General features: G+C 54.6%; 18 protein-coding genes. 8 read left to right on the top strand and 10 right to left on the bottom strand.

Annotation, left to right across the window (positions count from 1 at the left end):
- Nucleotides 1-538 precede the first annotated feature (538 nt).
- Nucleotides 539-1,816 (top strand): stationary phase inducible protein CsiE, encoded by a 1,278-nt coding sequence (gene csiE / locus OGY67_RS10830; protein ID WP_032944230.1) that lies wholly within the window; start codon nt 539-541, stop codon nt 1,814-1,816.
- Here the strand turns inward: csiE and OGY67_RS10825 are convergent.
- From OGY67_RS10825 to OGY67_RS10810, 4 genes are all read right to left on the bottom strand, one after another.
- On the bottom strand, nt 1,811-2,959 hold the full coding sequence (locus OGY67_RS10825; protein WP_286573952.1) for a 3-phenylpropionate MFS transporter: 1,149 nt from the start codon (nt 2,957-2,959) through the stop codon (nt 1,811-1,813). The two genes, csiE and OGY67_RS10825, sit on opposite strands and share 6 nt — an antisense overlap.
- An 88-nt stretch (nt 2,960-3,047) precedes the next feature.
- Nucleotides 3,048-3,890, bottom strand: coding sequence for an aldose 1-epimerase (locus OGY67_RS10820; protein WP_286573951.1), 843 nt, complete (start codon nt 3,888-3,890; stop codon nt 3,048-3,050).
- Nucleotides 3,890-5,329, bottom strand: a complete 1,440-nt coding sequence (locus OGY67_RS10815) for a sugar porter family MFS transporter (RefSeq protein ID WP_286573950.1) — start codon at nt 5,327-5,329, stop codon at nt 3,890-3,892. The genes OGY67_RS10820 and OGY67_RS10815 overlap by 1 nt, the downstream gene beginning before the upstream one ends.
- Before the next feature lie 72 nt (nt 5,330-5,401).
- A complete protein-coding gene (locus OGY67_RS10810; RefSeq protein WP_286573949.1) occupies nt 5,402-8,668 on the bottom strand; it encodes a DUF5107 domain-containing protein in 3,267 nt (1,088 codons plus the stop codon).
- A 114-nt stretch (nt 8,669-8,782) separates the two neighbouring features.
- Between OGY67_RS10810 and OGY67_RS10805 the strand changes: the two genes are divergently transcribed.
- Nucleotides 8,783-9,976 (top strand): ROK family transcriptional regulator, encoded by a 1,194-nt coding sequence (locus OGY67_RS10805; protein ID WP_286573948.1) that lies wholly within the window; start codon nt 8,783-8,785, stop codon nt 9,974-9,976.
- Between the two features lie 3 nt (nt 9,977-9,979).
- Here the strand turns inward: OGY67_RS10805 and hcaR are convergent, their stop codons facing one another.
- Complete coding sequence (gene hcaR, locus OGY67_RS10800; RefSeq protein WP_286573947.1) at nt 9,980-10,873, bottom strand: DNA-binding transcriptional regulator HcaR; 894 nt, start codon at nt 10,871-10,873, stop codon at nt 9,980-9,982.
- Between the two features lie 135 nt (nt 10,874-11,008).
- On the opposite strand from hcaR, the gene hcaE reads away from it, so the two are divergent.
- From hcaE to hcaD, 5 genes are read left to right on the top strand one after another with little or no spacing between them, the layout of a single operon-like run.
- The gene (gene hcaE / locus OGY67_RS10795) at nt 11,009-12,370 is read left to right on the top strand and encodes a 3-phenylpropionate/cinnamic acid dioxygenase subunit alpha (protein ID WP_063941929.1); all 1,362 of its coding nucleotides are present in this window, start codon (nt 11,009-11,011) and stop codon (nt 12,368-12,370) included.
- On the top strand, nt 12,367-12,885 hold the full coding sequence (gene hcaF / locus OGY67_RS10790; RefSeq protein WP_128611200.1) for a 3-phenylpropionate/cinnamic acid dioxygenase subunit beta: 519 nt from the start codon (nt 12,367-12,369) through the stop codon (nt 12,883-12,885). Before hcaE ends, hcaF begins: the two co-directional genes overlap by 4 nt.
- The gene (gene hcaC, locus OGY67_RS10785; RefSeq protein WP_032944244.1) at nt 12,885-13,205 is read left to right on the top strand and encodes a 3-phenylpropionate/cinnamic acid dioxygenase ferredoxin subunit; all 321 of its coding nucleotides are present in this window, start codon (nt 12,885-12,887) and stop codon (nt 13,203-13,205) included. Before hcaF ends, hcaC begins: the two co-directional genes overlap by 1 nt.
- Entirely contained in the window at nt 13,202-14,014 is an 813-nt protein-coding gene (gene hcaB, locus OGY67_RS10780; RefSeq protein WP_111465244.1) for a 3-phenylpropionate-dihydrodiol/cinnamic acid-dihydrodiol dehydrogenase, read from the top strand. Before hcaC ends, hcaB begins: the two co-directional genes overlap by 4 nt.
- A 9-nt stretch (nt 14,015-14,023) precedes the next feature.
- Complete coding sequence (hcaD, locus tag OGY67_RS10775; protein ID WP_286573946.1) at nt 14,024-15,226, top strand: phenylpropionate dioxygenase ferredoxin reductase subunit; 1,203 nt, start codon at nt 14,024-14,026, stop codon at nt 15,224-15,226.
- Between the two features lie 93 nt (nt 15,227-15,319).
- Here the strand turns inward: hcaD and glyA are convergent, their stop codons facing one another.
- Nucleotides 15,320-16,573, bottom strand: a complete 1,254-nt coding sequence (gene glyA, locus OGY67_RS10770; RefSeq protein WP_003835277.1) for a serine hydroxymethyltransferase — start codon at nt 16,571-16,573, stop codon at nt 15,320-15,322.
- Between the two features lie 326 nt (nt 16,574-16,899).
- Between glyA and hmpA the strand changes: the two genes are divergently transcribed.
- Nucleotides 16,900-18,090, top strand: a complete 1,191-nt coding sequence (hmpA, locus tag OGY67_RS10765; protein WP_286573945.1) for an NO-inducible flavohemoprotein — start codon at nt 16,900-16,902, stop codon at nt 18,088-18,090.
- 101 nt (nt 18,091-18,191) lie between these two features.
- Here the strand turns inward: hmpA and glnB are convergent, their stop codons facing one another.
- From glnB to qseE, 4 genes are read right to left on the bottom strand one after another with little or no spacing between them, the layout of a single operon-like run.
- Nucleotides 18,192-18,530 carry a nitrogen regulatory protein P-II gene (gene glnB, locus OGY67_RS10760; RefSeq protein ID WP_002914032.1) on the bottom strand — a complete coding sequence of 113 codons (339 nt, stop codon included), beginning with the start codon at nt 18,528-18,530 and terminating at the stop codon, nt 18,192-18,194.
- A gap of 60 nt (nt 18,531-18,590) precedes the next feature.
- On the bottom strand, nt 18,591-19,925 hold the full coding sequence (gene glrR / locus OGY67_RS10755) for a two-component system response regulator GlrR (RefSeq protein ID WP_304502732.1): 1,335 nt from the start codon (nt 19,923-19,925) through the stop codon (nt 18,591-18,593).
- On the bottom strand, nt 19,925-20,668 hold the full coding sequence (gene qseG / locus OGY67_RS10750; RefSeq protein WP_032944248.1) for a two-component system QseEF-associated lipoprotein QseG: 744 nt from the start codon (nt 20,666-20,668) through the stop codon (nt 19,925-19,927). The genes glrR and qseG overlap by 1 nt, the downstream gene beginning before the upstream one ends.
- Nucleotides 20,669-20,690: 22 nt before the next feature.
- Nucleotides 20,691-22,121, bottom strand: a complete 1,431-nt coding sequence (qseE, locus tag OGY67_RS10745) for a two component system sensor histidine kinase QseE/GlrK (protein ID WP_103286014.1) — start codon at nt 22,119-22,121, stop codon at nt 20,691-20,693.
- Between the last annotated feature and the right edge of the window lie 577 nt (nt 22,122-22,698).

Raw genomic sequence — 22,698 nt, 5'->3', positions numbered from 1 at the left:
GGCTGGTCCGGCTGAAAATTGCCGACGTGTTTCCGTAAGGCCGGGAGAGCCAGCATGGATGCTGGCTCAGGGCGCGCTTTACAGGGACGTTACATCGCGCCCGACCCGGTAGCCTGGAGGAATAAGCGGAGGGAACCGCGGAGCGGCAATTTTCCCGCCGGGAGCCGGGATTGTTAAGGGTGCGGCGATAGCACCCTTAACACGTTCACTGGCGTTCAGTGTACAGAGAAGCGATGAACATAAGGTGAACGGAACCTTTTCTCGGAGAAAACATATTCATTATGCTCCGCCAACATATGTTGATACAGGAGCATTAACAGTACGTCATTGCGCAACCTGCCGGTTTATTTATATCTAACCAAAAGATAAAACAGTGAAAAAGCGGATTAACGCGCTGCGTTCCACTACCGCTATCTGTTCCGCACGTTAAAAATTCTGTGACGCTCCCCAGCATTCCTGGCGTAAAGCTTTCCATTCCTCAAATCTATGAGCAAACTTTAGCTATTCTTATCAAACATACTCACGGGAGAATCTACAGATGATGTCAACGCTTGCCCCACCATCTGTACTTTCCGCTCCCCAGCGCCGTTGCCAGGTGCTGCTGACGCTTTTCCTGCCGGGGCAAATCGCTACTACACAAACCTTCAGCAGCCTCAACGGTGTCGATGATGCCACGGTTCAGGAAGATATTATTGGCGCAGGACTCGAAATCCAGCGCTATCACCGGCTCGCGATAGCCACCGCGCAGAATGGTGGCTATACGATCGAAGGAACCCCGCTAAATCAGCGTCTGTGTCTGTTGCAGTGGCTGCGCCGTGGCCTGCGGATTTGCCCTGCCTTTATCGCCCAGCAGTTTACCCCGGCGTTAAAAGCAGAACTAAAACAACGGGGGATCGCACGTACGCTGTATGACGACACCAATCTGCATGCGCTCATTAATCTGTGCTCCCGGCGCTTGCAGAAGCCGTTTGAGTGTCGTGACATCCAGTTCCTGCGCCTGTATTTACAGTACTGCCTGCTACAGCATCACGCGGGGATCACCCCGGAATTTAACCCACTCCAGCAACGCTGGGCGCAATCCTGCGCGGAATATCCGCTCGCCGAGGAAATTGGCCGTCACTGGCAGCGCCACGTCATGCAGAGTGCACCGCTGGGCGAATCGCTGTTTATGGCGTTGCTGTTCTCAATGCTTCGTATCCCCGACCCGATTCGCGATAATCACCAGCAGGATCGCCGCCTGCGCCTTGCTATTGCGCGGCTGGTGCTGCGTTTTCGCGAGTATGGCAATGTGCGCTTCAGCGATGAGCAAGGGCTGAATGACCAGTTGTATATCCACCTGGCTCAGGCACTGAACCGCAGCGTGTTTGCCATCGGCATTGATAACACGCTGCCGGAGGAGTTCAGCCGCCTTTATCCCCGGCTGGTCCGTACTACCCGCGAGGCGATTCACGGCTTCGAGGCCGAATACGATGTGCAATTTTCCGAAGAAGAGATCGGGCTGGTGGCCGTTATTTTTGGCGCCTGGCTGATGCAGGAGAAGGATTTACACGAAAAGCAGATTATCCTGCTGACCGGTAGTAACGAACAACTTGAAGTACATATAGAGCAACAGCTGCGCGAACTGACGCTGCTGCCGCTCAACGTAAAACATATGCCGATGCAGGACTTTCAAAAAGAGGGTGCCCCGCGCGGCGTAACGCTGATTATTACGCCGTACACCACGCCGTTACCGCTATTTTCACCCCCGTTGATTCATGCGGATCTGGCGCTTACGCCGCATCAGCAGCAGCAGATCCGCAAAATCCTCGAATCATAACGTTGCAGGCTGCGCGACCACCTTCGGGCGCAGAACGATTGCCGGGAGCGCCACCAGCGCCATCACCCAGAACACGCCGCTGCCCAGATTCTGGTACAGATAGCCCGCGAATACGGTCATGATGGCGATACTGCCGCCCATCGCTATCGCGGAATACACCGCCTGCAAACGAATAACTTCGCTCCCCTGGCGTGCCGCGATATAACGCATTGCCGCCAGGTGGCAGACGGTAAAGGTTCCGCAATGGAGGATTTGCACCACGATCAGCCACGGCAGCTCGGTGCTCCAGCCCATCAATCCCCAACGCACCACCCCGCAAATGGCGGAAAGCAGCAGCAGATCGCGGGCGCTGAAGCGACGGAACAGCTTGTGGCTAAGTGCGAAAATAATCACCTCCGCCACCACACCTAGTGACCATAAATAGCCCACCGCCGAAGCGGAATATCCGGCAGACTGCCAATAGATGGCGCTGAAACCATAATACGCAGCATGCGCCCCCTGTAGCAGACTCACGCAAGCAAGAAAACGCCAGCTCTGGGTTATCAGCGCGCGCCAGGCGGGCCATCCCGCACTCTCCTGCTGACGGTTTTCACCCGCTGGCTGCACGCTCGGGCGAATCATCATGCCCAGCAGCATCGAGGCGACGCCAAGCGATAGCAGGACCAGGATCACCCGATAGTCAAACAGGCCCACCAGTTTGCCGGTTAGCGCGGAGCCGATCACAAAAGCCACGGATCCCCACAGTCGCACCCGACCGTAATCCATGGTTATCTGTTTCTGCCAGGTGTTGGCCAGCGCATCGGTCAGCGGTACCAGCGGTGAGAAAAACAGGTTGAAGCCGACCATCACCACCATCAGCCACGCCACGTTGGTTCCCGCCCAGAAGGCCAGCGCAAACACCAGCGTCAACAGGGCCAGAATACGTAACGCTGAGATCAGCCGAGAGGGATCGCTCACACGCGGCGCAATCAGCAAACTACCGAGAAAACGGGCAATCAGCCCCGCGCCCAGCAGTAAACCGATGGTTTCCGGCGTCAGCCCTAACCCTTCGAGCCAGACGCTCCAGAATGGCAGAAAGATACCGTAGCTAAAGAAGTAGGTGAAATAACCGAGCGCCAGCCAGCGCGTGGAATGCAAAGCCATGAATCCCTCCCATTTGGAGGCGATAGTCTGGCGACAAACGCAGGCTGGCGCAAGAGAGCATTAACAGGCAGATAACATGATTTTTGCCCTATTCGACACTAATTTGCATCGCAAAATGGCAGCGTTCTCCCTGGGCTAAAACCTGCAATCCCGGCTGCCCCTGCATGTTGTGGGCATTCACCGGATGCGTTTGCGGCTCCAGACACAGGAACTCCTCACCCGACATTCTGAACAGCATCAACCACGGAGTTTGCGCTAAAATCGTGACTTTCATCACATCCCGATGAATAACGGCCCGCCCGCTCCAGCCAGAATATCCGACATTCAGCCAGCTATCCTCACCGTATTGCGCATGCATGAAATCAGCCGCTGAAGGGATATCACGTTGCCATTCCAGCGGCAGATGCTGCTCCCCCTCCGGCCAGTAGCCGCTGGCGGTGAACTGCGCAGTACTGCGCTTATCAAAGGCGAAAAACGGATGGAACCCGCAGCCGTAAATCATTGGCTGCTCACCGCAATGAGTGAGCGTCAACGAGGCGTGCAGGCTCGAGGTTTCCAGTTGATAGCAAAGCTGCGCCGTATAGTCATAGCCGCAGGGATGCCAACTGCGCAACTGCAGCAAACAACCGCTTTGGGTGACAGTGATAACCTGCCAGCGTTGCAGCCAGCCGTCACCGTGCAGGAAAAAGGTGTCATCTGCGCCATGTTGAGGTAAAACCACCTCTTCACCGCGCAGCATAAAACGATTTCCCGCCACCCGATTCGCGACCGGCAGCATCGGGAACAGGCCGCAATCACCGGGTTGCTGACCATGACCTTCGCGTAAAATGGCCTGTTGATGTTGTAACGAAATCAGACTTAATAGCGAGCCGCCCTGCGAGTCTACGCACATCCGCAGATGTGCGTTTTGTAGCGTCAGCAGACCATCCATTATCGGGCGCTTCGTTGCTGGGCTGATGCGCCAGCTTTTATATGTTGCGCCGCAAGCTGTTCTTCCAGCGCTTCCAGCGTCACACCTTTGGTTTCCGGCACATTACGCAGAACATATATGAAGCCCATCGCGCAAATCACACCGTACAGCAGGAAGCTTCCCGACGCGCCCAGACTCGCATTCAGCAGTGGGAAGGTATAGGTCAGCAGGAAGCAGGCAATCCACAGCGCCAGCGTCCCCAGCGACATCGCCAACCCACGAACGCGGTTAGGGAAAATTTCAGACAGCAGTACCCAGGTCACCGGAGCCAGCGTCAGGGCGTAAATGGCAATCGCCGCCAGCACCAGAACCAAAACCGGCCAGCCCAGAATGCCCAACCCGTATGCCCCGGCAATGAGTACGTAGATAACCGTCAGCCCTGATGCACCAAACAGCATCAGTTTACGACGCCCAATTTTGTCCACTAACGGCAGAGCGGCAAGGGTAAAGACCAGATTGATGATCCCGGTCGCTACGATCGATTTTAACGTACCGTTGATGTCGAATCCGGCAGAGGCGAAGATCTCCTGCGCATAGTTGAAAATAACGTTGATCCCACACCACTGCTGAAACACTGCCAGCACCATGCCAATAATCACGATCGGTTTGATCTGTGGTTGTAACAGCGTTGACCACGCGACCTTGTGATTATCTTTTTGCAGCGTATGTTCAATCTCTTTCAGCGTTTGCCCGGCATATTCCGCCGAACCAATGCGCTGCAGCATGGCACGCGCACGATCGGCTTTCCCCGCTTTCACCAGCCAACGCGGCGATTCAGGAACAAAGAACATCAGCACCAGGAAAATTACCGCGGGCACTAATTCTGCGCCAAACATCCAGCGCCAGCCCGTCTGACCGTTCCAGCTTTCAACAATTGCCTGCTGCGTAGCGCCTGTGGCGACAGGTTCGGCAATCATCAGGTTGATAAGCTGCGCCGCCAGCACGCCAATGACGATGGTGAGCTGGTTAACGGCCACAAAGCGACCACGCTTTTCAGCGGGGCTAACCTCGGCGATATACAGTGGGCTTAGCGCAGACGCCAGACCAATCCCCACGCCGCCAACGATGCGATAAACAATAAACATATCGAAGTTACTGGCGACGGCAGTTCCCCAGGCGGAAGCGCTAAAGAGGATCGCTGAGAGAATCAGCGGCATTTTTCGGCCAAATTTATCGGCGCACCAGCCGGAAATCAGCGCGCCAAAGATACAACCAACCAGCGCGGAACTCATCGCCCAGCCGGATTGTGCCGGATCGGTAATCGAGAAATATGCTTCATAGAAGGGTTTTGCCCCGCCGATCACCACCCAGCCATAGCCAAACAGTAAACCTCCGCAGGCCGCAACCAGGCAGATAGTCCAGACGTAACCAATCTTTAAATGTGTCTGCGCGTTATTCATTATGATTCCTCTTTCAGGGAAACGCAGGGTACAGTAGGTTTCGGGTGAGGTTACCCCCACCCGTTTCGGGTGTTACTGGAAAAGCCTTACGTTAATGGCGTGACGCAGCAGTAATGCCTTGTCATGTGCCGGATTGAGTTGCAGGAGTTCATCAAGTCCGCGCTGACAGGCGGCGCTATTTCCCAGCCCCAGATGCCCGAGCGCATTGATAAACAGGCAGTGTTGCTGGTGTTTTGCTTGTGCTGAGGTATCCAGCACCACCAGGTCGGGTAGCGATACGGCAAAGAAATCGACATCCGGCACGTTGTCGTGATGCGACTCGCTCCATTGCAGGAAGCTATTGAACAGAGCGTCCGCCTCTGCGTCATCGCCAAGTTTTCTCTGCGCCATACCCTGCCAGAAGAGATAGTCCACTGGCTGGTCGTTGTAGTAACGTCCGGCATCCAGTGAGCTGCCGCCGCGCGTCGCACGGGAGAAGTAGCGCTGAGATTCTTCGAAATGGCCTTGCAGCTGCGCGCAATGCCCCAACAAATACCAGATGTCATTATCCGTTTGCCCAGGCAGACGCCCCTCCCCGAGGTTTTGTGGGTAGTGCAACGCCTGTTGCAGCTGCGCGATGGCGGTTTGCAGGTCGCCGGACTGAACGGCAGCAAGGGCACGATGCATCTGATTCAGCAGATATTGCCCGGTGGCTTTACCTTCACCACCTTCCCACGGATGGAACACGCGTTCACGTAACACTGCGGCGGCATCGTCGTAGCGCCCCACCCCATTCCACAAGCTGAGCAGTTCCACCGTCAGATCGTCTCGATGGAAGACAATCTCTTTACTGGCTTCCAGTCGCTGCAGACGCTGCTCAGCGGGTTGTGCCATTAACTTCTTGAGATAGTCGAGTTCAAACAGGAAGCGAGCATTCTGTGGTTCCAGCGCCACGGCCTGCGACAAATACTGCATCGCCTGCTGTGCATCGTGCAGTTTGTTCCAGGCATAGATTCCCAGTAAACGGTGTACCGGTGCGAAATCCGCTTCCTGCGCAAGCGTGAACTGCCAGCAGGAAACCGCCTCGACATAACGCCGTTTGCTGTACCAGAAGCAGCCGAGGAAATAGCGGGCAAAAGCACTTTGCTCAAGAGTTTGCAGCATCTGCACTTCATCCAGCGTATTGGGGAAGCGCACGCGGTTTTGCAGACACTCACGAGCACGTTCAATGAACGGTTGTGGATTATCGCTCAGCGAAGCGCGCCACAGCATCGGCAGCGTTTCCTGGCTGTCGAGCAGTTCCAGCACGCTACGGGCAGCATCCTTTTGCCCCAAAGAAGTCAGCCAGCCTGCCAGTTCACACGCGTTGGTCCCGCGCCGCCCGGTAATTGAGATCAGAGCTTGCGCCGTCGCCTCGTCCTGGCAGATAGCCCAGCGCGCATAGTGCAGGGTATAGCTCAGCGGATAATCCACCAGCTGTTGGCGAATGTAGTCCAGCGCTTGCGCATTGCGATCAAGCTTTGCCAGCGCCAGCGCTTTCAGCCCCATTGCCAGGTTATTACTGCCGTTAAAGCGCAGGCTCTGCTCGACCTTTTCCAATGCGCCAGCGTAGTCCTGACGCTTCATCGCCAGACGCGCTAACGACCAGAAAGCCGCATCCCGGCAGTTGCCGCTCCAGCTGGCCTTATAATAATTATCCCACGCGCTGTCATCATCGCCCTGACGTTCCTGTGCGGCGGCCAGCAGCATACTTGCCTCACCATCACGCGGATTTTTATTGAGCTTATGCGCCCGCTCCAGCGCCTTGCCAGCACATTGTGCCGCCAGCGCCCAGTCGGCGCGGTTTAGCGCCAGCGTCCCCAGGGCCACATTATTGCGGTAGTCCAGCGGATCAACGTCCAGCGCGCGGCGATAATAATCTTCGGCATAGCGGCTGGCGTGGTTGTACTGCTCCAGATGCTGACCAATAAAATAGAGTTCATCGGTATTAGAAAGCGCTTCTGGCAGCGCTGGCGCAACGGCCGCCGAAGGCAGCGGTAATTCTTTCGCGATGTGCTCTTCGTACTGCAAAAGCGTAGTGCCATCGACGCTTGTGACGGTCATCGTCACCCGGGCATGGCCATTGTCAGACACATCGGCCAGCCAGCTCTGTCCAGGCTCAAGGGTGAGGGTATTTTCATAGAACGGCTGCCCGTGCGCAGCAAGCGTAACCTGAACATCGCGTAGCGGCGCAATAGCATAAACGCCCACAGAAAGCTGGCTACGCTCACGCACCAGACGAAGCGCCAACTGCGTGCTGGCGTTTTGCACCATTCCCAGTTCGCTGTAGGGCAAGAAGTTTTGCACGAAGACTTTCTCTTCGTACGGCGCAAGCCAGGTGAAATCCGGCTGATTATCGGTAAAGACCCCGGTCATCAGTTCAATATACGGACCGTTGTCATCGGTGAGATTACGATCCCAGGCAACACCAAAGTCGCCGTATCCCCAGGTCCACTGTTTTTTCCCCGGCGAAACATGGTGATCGGCCACATGCAGCAACCCACCACGCTCGCCGTGATGCCACGCGCCAACAAAATCATAATCTGATTTTTCAGCCATATAGGAGGTCGGTACGGGTACGTTCTTGTAGCGTGAGATATCCACACCGGCCGAATAGTCCACTTTGTAGTATGTGCCGGTGGCGATTGGAAACGCTGAGACATCGCGCTTACCGTGGTCAAATACCGCCGTCACATCCGGAGGGAACACGCTCTGATGATCGTCGCCGCCCTTCACCGCCGGATTCGCCCACCATAAGAAGTGGCGCGGGGTAGCGTTACCGTTAAACACCTTCCCGGTTATCTCGATCAACGCGCGATCCGGATACAGCGTGAATCCGGTCATCACCTGTAAACCGCGCATGGGTTCAACCTCACCCATCCACACGGTGTATTCACCCTGCTCACCCTGCTGTTGAGTAAAATCCACCGGCATAAAGGTGGTCGGGCGATGATGTTGCGGCCAGTTAAACTCGATACCGCCGGAGATCCACGGCCCAAGCAGACCGACCAGCGCGGGTTTCACCACTTCGTTGTAGTAGACGAAGTCGCGCTGCTGCACTTTGTCATACGCTCGATGAATACGCCCGCCTAACTCCGGCAGCAGCATGATGCGAATGAAGTCGTTCTCCATCCACACCGCCTGATAGTCGCGCATTTCACGTTTGCCGGTCAGCGTATCAATCACGCCGTAAGGGTAAACCGCTCCAGAAGATCCCTGATACACCCGTTTTTCCAGAAACATTGGGTTGGCATCTTCTTCACCCGCCGCCCACGTTGGGAGGGTGATCGTTTCCTGCCAGACTTTAACTGAACCGTACATGCCGCTCTCCACTCAATAAACAAAAGTAAAAATTCAACTTGATGCTATTCTGCGGCAGTTAGGTGGCGTTAAAATGCGCAATGCTCACGCAATATAGTTAAGGGAGTTAAGTGAATGCAGCGTTCGGGGTTCAACAATGTCAGGGTCCGTCAGGCGAATAAACAGATCTTTTTGTCTCACCTGTGGCGGGAAAAACAGCTCAGCAAGTCACAGCTGGCGCAGCTCACCAGCCTGTCGATCCCGGCGGTCAGCAATATCCTCGAAGAACTGATGGATGAAGGGAGAATCAGCCATTCGCGAGAAACCTTAAGCCAGCGCGGTTTGAGCAGCGGCAGCTATCATTTGCCAGAAAAAGGCGCCTGGACACTGTGCATCAACGTCACCCCCACCAGCATCACCAGTCAACTGGCTGACGCGCGACTGGTGGCCGTAGGCGACTGGCAGCATGAAGTCATCAACCCCGAATCGCCAAAAGCGCTGCTGTCAGCCCTGGCGGCACACTGGCGGGAGTATCGTCGGGAATTTCCCGATGTGACGATTAATCTGGCGCTTGGCGTTCATGGTCAAGTTGATCCGATAACCGGTGCATCAAAAACCATGCCCCAGGCCCCGTGGAAAACCCCGGTGGAAATAAAATATCTGCTTGAGGAGAAGCTCGGCGTGCAGGTCCGGCTGGACAATGACTGCGTGATGCTGGCGCTGGCGGAAAAATGGCAAAACCCGGCGGCCAACGGTGATTTCTGCGTGATTAACGTTGATTACGGTATTGGCTCATCGTTTGTGATTAACGATAACATCTGGCGCGGTAGCCTGTATGGCAGCGGTCAGATTGGGCATACCATCATTCATCCCGATGGCGTCGCCTGTGACTGTGGTCGCTATGGCTGTCTGGAAACCGTAGCGTCATTAAGCGCATTGAAAAAGCAGGCCCGGGTGTGGATGAAATCGCAGCCGACATCCCTTTACGATCCGGAAACGCTCACCACTGACCAGCTAATTGCGGCCTGGCAGCACGGAGATGTCCGCATTCAGGCCTGGGCCGAAAATGCCGCCAGCGCCATCGGACTGAGTCTTTATAACTTTTTGAATATACTGAATATTAACCAAATATGGTTGTATGGGCGTAGCTGTGCATTTGGCGACAGCTGGCTCAATACGCTGGTGCAGCAAACTGGGTTTAACCCGTTCGATCACGGCGATAACCCACGAGCCAGAGCCACGCAGATAAGCTTCGGTCAGCTTAATCGCACTCAGCAACTTATGGGCATTGGCTATCTGTATGTCGAGTCACAGCTTAGCGAGTTATAGCCATTACTCCGTCAGGCTCACCGCTAAACGTTCATGTACCGTGGCGATAAAATCGGTCAAAGCCGGTTTGATTGGCCCTTTTTTCCATGCCATCAGCAAGGCAATGGTCGGAACATCGCCAACAATGGGGCGAAAAACCACCTGTCCGGTATTAAAATTATTCATATAACCGGGTATCAAAGTCACCCCCAGCCCCATGCCGACCAGGTTCATGGTCACCAGAATGTTGGTTGCAACCTGCACAATATTGGGCTGGCTTTTTTGCTGCTGAAACCAGTTTTTGACAATCATCGCTAACGCGCCGGAGTAGGCCGGATCGGTGCTGACAAAATTCACGCCGTGTAGTTGTTCTGCGCAGATTGCTTGCTCATTAGCTAACGGATGATTCACCGGTAATACCACTACCAACGGCTCATGAATCAGCTCCAGATAATCGAGATCCGGGCTATAAACCGGGTGGCGCATTAAGCCCACATCCAGCTCTCCACTGAGGATTTTCTCTTCCTGCTCGGTGGTGATCAGGCTTACCAGCTCAATGTGCGTATCCGGCTGTTTTAAACGAAACAGAGGTAGCACCTTCGGCAGCAGATTTACCTCTGCGGAAGGGACAAAACCGATGGCGAAATGATTATCTTCCTGCACCGTTTTACGGGCACGAACTTTGGCGTTTTCCGCCTGTTCGAGGATCGCCAGCGCATCTTGCAAAAAGCACTCTCCCGCCGCCGTCAGCGCAACTTTTCGTTTATCCCGCACCAGCAACGGAACGCCCACGCACGTTTCCAGATCGCGGATCTGGCTGCTTAACGACGGCTGAGAGGTATGCAGCTTTTCTGCCGCTCGGGTGAAATTCAGCGCCTGCGCCACCGCTACGAAATAGCGTAAGTGCCTCAGTTCCATGCCCTTCTCCTTGTTATCGAAAAAATGTCTCAACTGGTAGAAATTTACTATTTCACAGATTGATAACTAACCAGCAACATCCTTAAGGTACAAAAAAAGAAGGTCAATACATCTTAGCTTTCAGGATTAAAAAATATGACCACACCCTCAAATTTAGACATCTACCAACTGATCGACACGCAAAACGGTCGCGTAACCCCACGAATTTATACCGACCCTGAAATTTACCAACTGGAGCTGGAACGCATCTTCGGACGCTGCTGGTTATTTCTCGCCCACGAAAGCCAAATCCCCAAACCCGGTGATTTTTTTAACACCTACATGGGCGAGGATGCAGTTGTGGTGGTTCGCCAAAAAGACGGCAGCATCAAAGCGTTTCTCAACCAGTGTCGCCACCGCGCTATGCGCGTCAGCTACGCCGACTGCGGCAATACCCGCGCCTTCACCTGCCCGTATCACGGCTGGTCGTACGGCATTAACGGCGAGCTGATCGACGTCCCGCTGGAACCGCGCGCCTACCCGCAAGGGCTGTGCAAATCGCACTGGGGTCTGAACGAAGTTCCTGGCGTAGAGAGCTACAAGGGACTGATTTTCGGCAACTGGGATACCTCCGCGCCTGCGCTGCGCGATTATCTCGGCGACATCGCCTGGTATCTCGACGGTGTGCTGGATCGTCGTGAAGGCGGCACCGAAATCGTCGGTGGCGTACAAAAGTGGACCATCGATTGTAACTGGAAATTCCCCGCTGAACAGTTTGCCAGCGACCAGTATCACGCGCTGTTCAGCCATGCCTCGGCCGTGCAGGTACTGGGGGCAAAAGACGACGGCAGCGACAAACGCCTGGGCGACGGACAAACCGCCCGCCCGGTGTGGGAAACCGCCAAAGACGCGCTACAGTTCGGTCAGGATGGGCACGGTAGCGGATTTTTCTTTACCGAAAATCCCGATGCCAACGTCTGGGTCGACGGCGAAGTCTCCAGCTATTACCGCGACACCTACGCGGAAGCCGAGCAGCGTCTGGGTAAAGTTCGCGCCCTGCGTCTGGCCGGTCACAACAACATTTTCCCAACGCTTTCCTGGCTCAACGGCACTGCCACCTTAAGGGTCTGGCATCCGCGCGGGCCGGATCAAGTTGAAGTATGGGCATTCTGTATTACCGATAAAGCCGCCTCTGATGAAGTGAAAGCTGCGTTTGAAAACAGCGCCACGCGCGCCTTTGGCCCCGCCGGATTCCTGGAGCAGGACGACTCGGAAAACTGGTGTGAAATTCAAAAACTGCTGAAGGGTCATCGCGCACGCAACACCAGGTTGTGTCTGGAAATGGGGCTTGGCCAGGAGAAACGTCGTGAAGACGGCATTCCGGGGATCACCAACTACATCTTTTCGGAAACCGCCGCGCGCGGCATGTATCAGCGCTGGGCCGATTTACTCAGCAGCGAAAGCTGGCAGGAAGTGCAGGAAAAAACCGCCGCTTACCAGCAGGAGGTGATGAAATGAGCACCTTAGTTTCTCAGGAACTACACCACCTCATTACACAGTTTCTCTACCATGAAGCCAGCCTGCTGGATGACTGGAAGTTTCGTGACTGGCTGGCACAACTGGATGAAGACATTCGCTACACCATGCGTACGACGGTCAATGCCCAGACGCGCGATCGTCGCAAAGGCGTGCAGCCGCCGACCACCTGGATTTTCAACGACAACAAAGACCAGCTCGAACGTCGTATCGCGCGGCTGGAAACCGGCATGGCCTGGGCGGAAGAGCCACCGTCGCGTACCCGGCACCTGATCAGCAACTGCCAGGTCAGTGAAACTGGAGTTCCCGACGTCTTTGCCGTTCGCCTTAATTATCTGCTGTATCGCGCGCAAAAAGAGCGCGATGAAACCTTTTACGTCGGCATGCGCATAGACAAAGTGCGCCGTTTGCCGGGCGATGAGTGGCGCTTACTGGAGCGTGAGATCGTGCTGGATCAAGCGGTGATCACCTCCCATAACCTGAGTGTACTGTTCTGATGAGTCGTGTTTATGCTTGCCCCGTAGGGGATTTGCCGGAGGGTGAAGCGCTCCGGCTTGATACTTCGCCCGTCATCGCGCTGTTCAACGTTGGCGGCGAGTTCTATGCCATTAACGATCGCTGTAGCCACGGTAACGCCTCGATGTCGGAAGGCTATCTGGAAGACGACGCTACGGTGGAATGCCCGCTGCATGCCGCCAGTTTTTGCCTGAAAACCGGCAAGGCGTTGTGTCTACCCGCCACCGACGCGCTCACCACCTACGCGGTATATGTAGACGGTAGCGATGTGTTTGTTGATATTCCAGAGGACGCAAGATGAGCGATTTACGCGATAACGTGGTCTTTATCACCGGCGGCGGCTCCGGTCTTGGTCTGGCACTGGTCGAGCGTTTCATCGAAGAAGGTGCGCGGGTCGCCACGCTGGAGCTGTCGCCAGCTAAAGTTGCCAGCCTGCGTCAGCGCTTTGGCGAACATGTGCTGGCAATCGAAGGCAACGTCACCTGCTACGCCGACTATCAGCGCGCGGTAGATCAAATCCTGACGCATTACGGTACGCTGGACTGTTTTATCGGAAATGCGGGGATATGGGATCACAACGCCTCGTTGGTCAATACGCCTGCGGAGGCGCTGGAGAGCGGCTTCCACGAGCTGTTTAACGTTAACGTCCTGGGCTATCTGCTGGGCGCGAAAGCCTGCGCTCCCGCACTTATCGCCAGCGAAGGCAGCATCATCTTTACCCTGTCCAATGCGTCGTGGTATCCCGGCGGCGGCGGCCCGCTGTATACCGCCAGCAAACATGCGGCTACCGGGCTGATTCGCCAGCTGGCCTACGAGCTGGCACCAAAGGTACGTGTTAACGGTGTCGGTCCGTGCGGTATGGCGACAGATCTACGCGGCCCGCAGGCGCTGGGACAAAACGATACATCGATTATGCAGTCGCTGACGCCGGAAAAAATCGCCGCTATTTTGCCGCTACAGTTTTTCCCTGAGCCTGCGGATTTTACCGGCCCGTATGTAATGCTGGCGTCAAAACGCAACAACCGCACATTAAGTGGCGTGATGATCAATGCCGACGCCGGTCTGGGTATTCGCGGTATTCGTCACGTCGCCGCCGGACTGGATCTCTGAGGAGACGTTATGAACCCAAAAACTATTGCTATCGTCGGCGGCGGTCAGGCGGCGGCTATGGCTGCCGCTGCACTGCGCCAACAAGGTTTTGACGGCGAATTACACCTGTTTTCCGATGAGCAGCATCTACCCTATGAACGCCCACCGCTCTCCAAAGCGATGCTACTGGACGACAATCCGCAACTTCAGCCGATACTCCCCGCTGACTGGTGGCGGGAACACAACGTACAGCTGCATCTGGGGGTTACTGTGCAGACGCTCGGCCGCCAAACGCATCAGTTGGTGCTGGCTAATGGGCAGAGTTATCCATGGGATCGGCTACTGATTGCGACGGGCGCTGCGGCACGCCCCCTTCCGCAACTGGATAAGCTGGGCGATCGTTGCTTCACCCTGCGCCACGCGGGCGATGCCGAGCGCCTGCGCGACAATTTATTGCCGGGCAAGTCGATTGTCATTGTCGGTGCGGGCACCATTGGTCTGGAACTGGCGGCCAGCGCGACTCAACGCGACTGTCAGGTGACGGTGGTGGAGCTGGCGCCAACGGTCATGGGCCGCAACGCGCCTGCTCCGGCGCGCGACTACCTGCTAGCCCGCCACCAACTTGCGGGCGTGCGGGTATTGCTTAACAGCGCGATAGAGCATGTCGAAGCAGGAGAGTCTCTCTCGCTCACGCTACAAAACGGCGAAACTCTCACCGCTGATGCGGTGATCTATGGCATCGGTATCGTGGCGAACGATATGCTGGCCCGCGAAGCGGGGCTGGAGACGGCGAACGGCATTATCGTTGATACCGCCTGCACCACCTCCGATCCCGCGATTTTCGCCGCCGGTGACGTAGCGATAACACGCCAGGCTGACGGTTCGTTAGTACGCGTGGAAAGCTGGGAAAACGCCAATTTTCAGGCACAGGTTGCCGCCGCCGCGATGCTCAATCAACCGCAGCCAGCAGCAACGCCGGGCTGGTTCTGGACCGATCAATATCGCGATAATTTGCAGTTTATTGGCGAAATGCAGGGAGACAGCTGGCTCATACGCGGCAATTCAGATGCGCAGAGAGCAATATGGTTTAACCTACAGGATGGCGTGATTGTTGGGGCAGTAACGTTGAATCAGGGCCGAGAAATACGTTTATTGAGAAAATGGATTCAGGCAAAGAAAAAGCCGCCAGTGGCGGCTTTAATCGATGAAACAATCTTGCTTAAGTCAATATAACTGCCGGATGGCACTTCGTTTTATCTGGCCTACATGTGAGTTACCTGTAGGCCAGAAAAGGTGTTTACACCACCATCAGGCAATCCGTATGACTTACGCGTAAACCGGGAAACGTGCACAGATATCCAGCACTTTACCTTTGACGCGCTCGATAACAGCTTCGTCATTGATGTTGTCCAGAACGTCACACATCCAGCCAGCCAGCTCTTTCACTTCAGCTTCTTTAAAGCCACGGCGAGTCACAGCCGGAGAACCGATACGGATACCGGAAGTCACAAACGGGCTCTTCGGATCGTTCGGTACGCTGTTTTTGTTAACGGTGATGTTAGCACGGCCCAGCGCGGCGTCAGCTTCTTTACCGGTCAGGTTTTTATCAACCAGATCCAGCAGGAACAGGTGGTTTTCAGTACCGCCAGAAACCACTTTGTAGCCACGGTTCAGGAACACTTCCACCATCGCTTTGGCGTTTTTGGCAACCTGCTGTTGGTAAACCTTGAACTCAGGCTCCATCGCTTCTTTCAGCGCCACAGCTTTCGCCGCGATCACGTGCATCAGCGGGCCGCCCTGCGCGCTTGGGAACACAGCGGAGTTCAATTTTTTGTACAGCTCTTCGTCACCGCCTTTCGCCAGGATCAGGCCACCGCGTGGACCCGCCAGGGTTTTGTGGGTGGTGGTGGTCACAACGTGTGCGTGTGGAACCGGGTTCGGATAAACGCCTGCGGCAATCAGACCCGCAACGTGCGCCATATCGACGAACAGGTATGCACCGATGCTGTCGGCGATTTCGCGCATTTTTGCCCAGTCAACAACGCCGGAGTAAGCAGAGAAGCCACCGATGATCATCTTCGGTTTGTGCTCTTTGGCCTGCTTCGCCATGTCTTCGTAGTCAATTTTGCCGGACTCATCAATACCGTAAGGGATGATGTTGTACAGTTTGCCGGAGAAGTTAACCGGGGAGCCGTGAGTCAGGTGGCCGCCTTGTGCCAGGTTCATACCCAGAACGGTATCGCCCGGTTGCAGCAGAGCGGTGTAAACAGCAAAGTTAGCCTGAGAGCCGGAGTGCGGTTGTACGTTAGCGTAGTCAGCGCCAAACAGCTCTTTTGCGCGATCGATAGCCAGTTGCTCAACGATATCAACGTACTCGCAACCGCCGTAGTAGCGCTTGCCCGGATAACCTTCAGCATATTTGTTGGTCAGCTGAGAACCCTGCGCCTGCATAACACGCGGGCTGGTGTAGTTTTCGGAGGCGATCAGTTCGATGTGCTCTTCCTGACGTACTTTTTCCTGCTCCATAGCCTGCCACAGTTCGGCATCATAATCGGCAATGTTCATTTCACGCTTTAACATCCGCATCTCCTGACTCAGCTAACAATAAAATTTTCGGCCTTAAAAGGCGGTCCGTAGGACAACGGCGAACAGTATAACCGAATCATTCTTCGATAACAGGTCTTGACAAAGGATTTTACGCAAACGATTACCTTCAAGGTACGCAAGGCTTTGGAGAACAAAGGTCTGCTGAATTTCAACGGATTTCTTTTCAGGTTTGTGATGCAGATTTTTCACGATGTAACCTTTACAACGCAAAGTTACAAAGAACCATTTACAATGCAGGGGTATTTTTTATAAGATGTATTTGACATACATCATTAAAGTTTCAGATAAAGGAAGACCGTATGCTTGACGCACAAACCATCGCTACAGTGAAAGCCACCATTCCCCTGCTGGTTGAAACAGGTCCGAAGCTGACCGCCCATTTCTACGACCGCATGTTTACGCATAACCCAGAGCTGAAAGAAATCTTCAACATGAGTAATCAGCGTAATGGCGATCAGCGTGAAGCGCTGTTTAATGCTATTGCCGCGTATGCCAGCAATATCGAAAATCTGGCGGCACTGTTGCCGGCTGTTGAGAAAATCGCACAGAAGCATACCAGCTTCCAGATTAAACCCGAGCAGTACAACATCGTGGGTGGCCATTTACTGGCAACGCTGGACGAAATGTTCAGCCCAGGCCAGGAAGTTCTGGATGCGTGGGGCAAAGCATATGGCGTGCTGGCGAACGTTTTCATCAACCGTGAAGCGCAGATTTACAGCGAAAATGCCAATAAAAATGGCGGCTGGGAAGGTACCCGTCCTTTCCGCATCGTGGCAAAAACCCCACGCAGTGCACTTATCACCAGCTTTGAATTTGAACCTGTCGACGGTGGCGCAGTATCTGAATATCATCCGGGGCAATATCTGGGCGTCTGGTTAAAGCCGGAAGGTTTCCCGCATCAGGAAATTCGTCAGTACTCACTGACCCGTAAACCCGATGGCAAAGGCTACCGTATTGCGGTTAAGCGTGAAGACGGTGGTCAGGTTTCAACCTGGCTGCACAACCATGCGAATGTTGGCGACGTTGTTCACCTGGCCGCACCAGCGGGCGATTTCTTTATGGACGTCGCGACCGACACCCCGGTATCTCTGATCTCCGCAGGCGTGGGACAAACCCCAATGCTGGCGATGCTGGATACGCTGGCAAAAGCGAAGCATACGGCGCAGGTTAACTGGTTCCACGCGGCAGAAAATGGTGACGTGCATGCCTTCGCTGATGAAGTCAACGAACTCGGCAAAACGCTGCCACGCTTTAGCGCACACACCTGGTATCGTGAGCCAACCGAAGCCGATCGTGCGAAAGGTGCCTTTGATAGCGTAGGTCTGATGGATTTGAACAAACTGGAAAGCGCAATCAGCGATCCGGCGATGCAGTTTTATCTGTGCGGTCCGGTTGGTTTCATGCAGTTCGCCGCGAAGCAGTTGGTCGGTCTGGGCGTGAAAAACGAGAACATTCATTACGAATGCTTCGGTCCGCACAAAGTCTTGTAATGTGTTACGCGAGTAGGCCGGATAAGGCGTTTACGCCGCCATCCGGCAATCACTCTGCCTGATGCGCTACGCTTATCAGGCCTACAAATTAACGGCGCGGCTTAGATTGCCGCGTCGTCTTCTTCACCGGTACGAATACGAATAACGCGTGCCACGTCGAAGACAAAAATCTTACCGTCACCGATCTTGCCGGTCTGGGCAGTACGGATAATGGTGTCGACGCAGGTATCGACGATGTCGTCGGTAACCACAATTTCAATTTTTACCTTCGGCAGAAAATCCACCATATATTCCGCGCCACGGTACAACTCGGTATGGCCTTTCTGACGGCCAAAACCTTTCACTTCTGTCACAGTCATACCGGTAATGCCGACTTCTGCCAGCGCTTCGCGGACGTCGTCCAGCTTGAAGGGTTTAATAATCGCATCAATCTTTTTCATGCTATTCCTTGAAAAGGTCGCCTGTCTTTTGATCGAATAAAGCTAACATAATCCGCAGATTTATTCTTTGAAATCGTTTGCATCCAGCTCGTGCCGAGAAAGCAATTTATAGAATTCGGTGCGGTTGCGCCCCGCCATTCTTGCCGCGTGGGTCACATTGCCCTTGGTGATTTGCAGCAGCTTACGCAGATAGTTGAGCTCAAACTGGTTACGCGCCTCAACAAAGGTCGGCAGCGCGGTGTTTTCCCCTTCCAGCGCCTGCTCCACCAGCGCGTCGCTGATCACCGGCGAAGAGGTCAACGCCACGCACTGCTCAATTACGTTGACCAGCTGACGCACGTTGCCCGGCCAGCTGGCGGTCATTAACCGCTTCATGGCATCGGTTGAAAAGGCGCGTACGAACGGTTTGTGCCGTTCAGCAGACTGGCGCAGCAGATGGTTCGCCAGCAGCGGAATATCTTCCGTACGCTCGGCCAGCGCAGGGATCTTCAGGCTCACCACATTGAGGCGATAGTACAAATCCTCGCGAAATTCGCCCCGTGCCATCGCTTTGGGTAAATCGCGGTGGGTCGCAGAAACGATCCGCACATCAATGTCGATATCGCGGTTACTGCCCAACGGTCTGACTTTTCGTTCCTGCAATACGCGCAGCAGTTTCACCTGTAACGGCGCAGGCATATCGCCAATCTCATCGAGAAACAGCGTACCTCCTTCTGCGGCCTGAAACAGCCCTTCACGATTGCTCACCGCACCGGTAAAAGCACCGCGCGCATGACCAAACAGTTCTGATTCCAGCAGTTGTTCCGGCAACGCGCCGCAGTTAATGGCAATGAAAGGTTTTTGGCTGCGTGGGCTGGCGTTGTGAATAGCCTGAGCGAAAACTTCTTTCCCGGTTCCGCTTTGACCGTTGATCAAGACGCTAACGTCCGATTGCGCCACCATTCGCGCCTGTTCCAGCAGGCGTAGCATCAGCGGGCTGCGGGTAACGATAGATTCGCGCCAGCTGTCATCGGTGGCGGGCGCAGACTGTTCCAGCGCCCCGTCAATCGCGTGATATAACGCGTCCTTGTCGACTGGTTTAGTGAGGAAACTGAACACCCCTTGCTGGGTCGCCGCAACGGCGTCCGGGATGGAGCCGTGAGCGGTCAGGATAATCACCGGCATTCCAGGCTGTACTTTCTGGATTTCAGTAAACAGCTGCATGCCATCCATTTCATCCATGCGCAGATCGCTAATAACCAGATCCACTTTTTCACGGTTCAGCACCCGTAACCCTTCCTGCCCACTTTCCGCGGTCACGACGCTGTAGCCTTCGCTGGTCAGTCGCATTCCAAGTAATTTCAACAGGCCCGGATCGTCATCCACCAGCAGCAGATGCGCGGGCTTACGGCTTATCATGGCGTAACCTCATCGGCAGACGGCGCTGCGCCTTCTTCGTTATCAGGCGTAGTGAGTTTATCGTTCCCGTGCAGCGCATCAGGATTGTAGTTACCGCCAGGTTTGCGCGTGGAAAGCTGGCGCTCAATATCGGTCAGATTCTCCAGCTTGCGGGTCGTGAGATCGAGCTGGGACTGCAAATGCTGCTGCTGTTGACGCAGCGTATCGAGATCGCTGTCGGATGCCTGCTGGAGTTTACTGTAGCGCATACGCTCTTCGGCAAGCTGCAACTGCAACGTTTGGCTGCTGCGCCAGACCTGATACAGCGGGCGTACCTGTGGCGGAATTTGCGGGCTTAACGCATCGAGGCGCGTAACAGCCTCCCGCCTTTCTGGCGGCGTAATATTGGCATTATCGAGCAGGATCCCACGCCTGAAAGCGCCCTGCCAGGTATCTGCCATCAGGGTGCTGGCTTCACTACGCGCCTGCACCGGCATCAGGCGATTGGCGCAATCCATCGCCCGCAGCCAGTACAACGGATTGGTTTCTGTAGACTGGCCAGACAGCGACCAGATATCCGTACAGTCGGTTGCAAGGTAGTCCGCCAGTTGATTAGGCGGAATTTTCTCCTGCGAGGGATCGCCGATAATATGATTCACCGCGTTCGGGACACAACCAACCAGCGCCAGGCACGGCAGGCTTGCGAGGATGACGCGACGAAGAAAATGTCGTTTAAGCATTCGGACAACAACGTATGGCATACTCACCAGACTTAGGTTTATTTTAGTGATTTTTCGCAGCAGCTAGCGGCAGTTCTATGCGAAAACAAACGTTTTGCGCATGGTCATCAACCAGATACAGCTTGCCCCGCATACGGCGGATGCAATCTCTGGCAATGCTTAGCCCCAACCCGCTTCCTTTTACCGCCCCTTTTCGCTGATGACTCCCCTGGAAAAAAGGCTCGAAGATCATGGTCTGTTCTGCTTCTGGAATCGGTGTGCCGGTATTCATTACATCGATGTATACCGTTGAGCCATGCAAACTGCTGCGGATCCAAATGTTACCGGATTCAGCACCATAGTGCACCGCATTGGAATAAAGATTGTCCAGCACGCTCATCAACAGCATCGGTTCTGCCAGGCAAGTGTTCACCGCAAGCGCAACATCAGTATGTATCATTTTGGCGCGAGCGGGCAGGCTATGCGCAGAAACAACGCTTTCCACCAGCGGCGCGATTTCCACACTTTCAAGTTCCACCTCGTCATCCGCCAGCTTGCGGTTGTAATCGAGGAGTTGTTCAATCAGCTTTTGCAGGTTACGGCTGCTGTCATCCAGAATACCGACCACCTCTTTTTGCTCCGGTGTTAACGGGCCAACCACCTGATCGGCCAACAATTCGGTACCTTCGCGCATGCTCGCCAGCGGTGTTTTCAGCTCATGGGAAAGATGGCGTAAAAACTGATGCCGTTGCGACTCAAGCCAGGAGAGGCGTTCGCTTAACCAGATGATACGCTGCCCCACGGATCTCAATTCCCGCGGCCCGGTAAATAATACGCTATCCCCCAGCGAGCGCCCTTCTCCCAGACAGTTGATCATCCGTTCAATGCCCTTCACCGGACCGATAATCATGCGGGTAAACAGCAAGACCATCGCCAGGCTGACGAGAAACAGCACCAGTGCCTGCCAGCCAAAAAACTGCCCGCGTTCGGCTATTTCCTGCTGTAACTGCTGCCCACGAGAAAAGACCACGGTACGCGTCGCTTGCACCATCTCGGTATTGGCATTGGCGAACGCTTCCAGCCGTGCAGCCGACACACTGTCAGGACCACTGTTTTTACACTGCAACTGCGCGAGATCGTTAAGATCCTGACGCAACGCCTGGTAGAGCTTGGTATCCGGCAACACCCCCGCATGCGCATCCAGCATGTCGCTGTAGCGTTTACGCTGGCTTTGGTAGACCCTGGCCAATGTTGGGTCATCAAGCACGCAGTATTGCCGATAGCTGCGCTCCATCTCCAGCGCGACGTTGGTCATCGCCTCGCTGCGTCTGGCATCAATCAGCGTGGTGCGGTTTGTCAGCGCAGCCTGCGCGCTCAGGGCATTCAGACTTTGCCATGCCTGCCAGGCCAGAACTAACAACGGCAGCAGGATAAGCAAGAAGGCCAACGTCACCAATTGACGTAAAGATCGGGGAAAAACTGACCAGCGCTTCAAGGCGTTACTCTCAATGGACAGGAATAGATTGATGCTAACTGAGGGGAACGCCAGATACAACAAAGCCGGGATTAACCCGGCTTTGTTGTGGAATAAGGCGGTGCCTAACTCGACGTTTCGCCCGGAGGTTGATATGAGCAATGCTAATATCAGATGTTGGACGGCAGGCACCTTGTTGTGCGTCATTCGAAGTTTATGTAGCACGTCCCGAAGGGGCTGACATAAGAAGGTGAATGAGCCACTGGTTAATATTATGCAGCATCTGTGCCAATATTCAAAACACTTTATTAACACAATGATAAGTATGAAAAATATTATTATTTTCACAAATAACAATTCTGGCTGTTTTTTGTTCTCTCTGTCGCCAATCAGCAACACTTGCAGCACTTAAAAACAAATCCCTATTAAATCAAATAATTAAACGTCTCTTTTTGACGACACCACAACCCTGTCCATGTCGGCATTTCCCGACACTTTACTTTTAGGTGCAAGCGCTGAGTTTATTGCCGGATGGCGGCGTGAACGCCTTATCCGGCCTACAACCGCATTTTCCCTGTAGGCCTGATAAGCGTAGCGT

This window comes from Citrobacter sp. Cpo015, assembly GCF_030333035.1.
In the GTDB taxonomy this organism is placed as follows: domain Bacteria; phylum Pseudomonadota; class Gammaproteobacteria; order Enterobacterales; family Enterobacteriaceae; genus Citrobacter; species Citrobacter portucalensis.
Note: the sequence above shows the minus strand (reverse complement) of the source record. Positions and strands in the feature narration are given on the sequence as shown.

What these genes read in the sequence shown, in the direction of transcription:
- qseG (WP_032944248.1), bottom strand. Translation starts at nt 20,668, where the DNA reads ATGCCATACGTTGTTGTCCGAATGCTTAAACGACATTTTCTTCGTCGC.
- csiE (WP_032944230.1), top strand. Translation starts at nt 539, where the DNA reads ATGATGTCAACGCTTGCCCCACCATCTGTACTTTCCGCTCCCCAGCGC.
- OGY67_RS10805 (WP_286573948.1), top strand. Translation starts at nt 8,783, where the DNA reads ATGCAGCGTTCGGGGTTCAACAATGTCAGGGTCCGTCAGGCGAATAAA.
- hmpA (WP_286573945.1), top strand. Translation starts at nt 16,900, where the DNA reads ATGCTTGACGCACAAACCATCGCTACAGTGAAAGCCACCATTCCCCTG.
- hcaR (WP_286573947.1), bottom strand. Translation starts at nt 10,873, where the DNA reads ATGGAACTGAGGCACTTACGCTATTTCGTAGCGGTGGCGCAGGCGCTG.
- OGY67_RS10810 (WP_286573949.1), bottom strand. Translation starts at nt 8,668, where the DNA reads ATGTACGGTTCAGTTAAAGTCTGGCAGGAAACGATCACCCTCCCAACG.
- hcaC (WP_032944244.1), top strand. Translation starts at nt 12,885, where the DNA reads ATGAGTCGTGTTTATGCTTGCCCCGTAGGGGATTTGCCGGAGGGTGAA.
- glyA (WP_003835277.1), bottom strand. Translation starts at nt 16,573, where the DNA reads ATGTTAAAGCGTGAAATGAACATTGCCGATTATGATGCCGAACTGTGG.
- OGY67_RS10820 (WP_286573951.1), bottom strand. Translation starts at nt 3,890, where the DNA reads ATGGATGGTCTGCTGACGCTACAAAACGCACATCTGCGGATGTGCGTA.
- hcaE (WP_063941929.1), top strand. Translation starts at nt 11,009, where the DNA reads ATGACCACACCCTCAAATTTAGACATCTACCAACTGATCGACACGCAA.
- hcaD (WP_286573946.1), top strand. Translation starts at nt 14,024, where the DNA reads ATGAACCCAAAAACTATTGCTATCGTCGGCGGCGGTCAGGCGGCGGCT.
- glnB (WP_002914032.1), bottom strand. Translation starts at nt 18,530, where the DNA reads ATGAAAAAGATTGATGCGATTATTAAACCCTTCAAGCTGGACGACGTC.
- OGY67_RS10815 (WP_286573950.1), bottom strand. Translation starts at nt 5,329, where the DNA reads ATGAATAACGCGCAGACACATTTAAAGATTGGTTACGTCTGGACTATC.
- OGY67_RS10825 (WP_286573952.1), bottom strand. Translation starts at nt 2,959, where the DNA reads ATGGCTTTGCATTCCACGCGCTGGCTGGCGCTCGGTTATTTCACCTAC.
- hcaB (WP_111465244.1), top strand. Translation starts at nt 13,202, where the DNA reads ATGAGCGATTTACGCGATAACGTGGTCTTTATCACCGGCGGCGGCTCC.
- hcaF (WP_128611200.1), top strand. Translation starts at nt 12,367, where the DNA reads ATGAGCACCTTAGTTTCTCAGGAACTACACCACCTCATTACACAGTTT.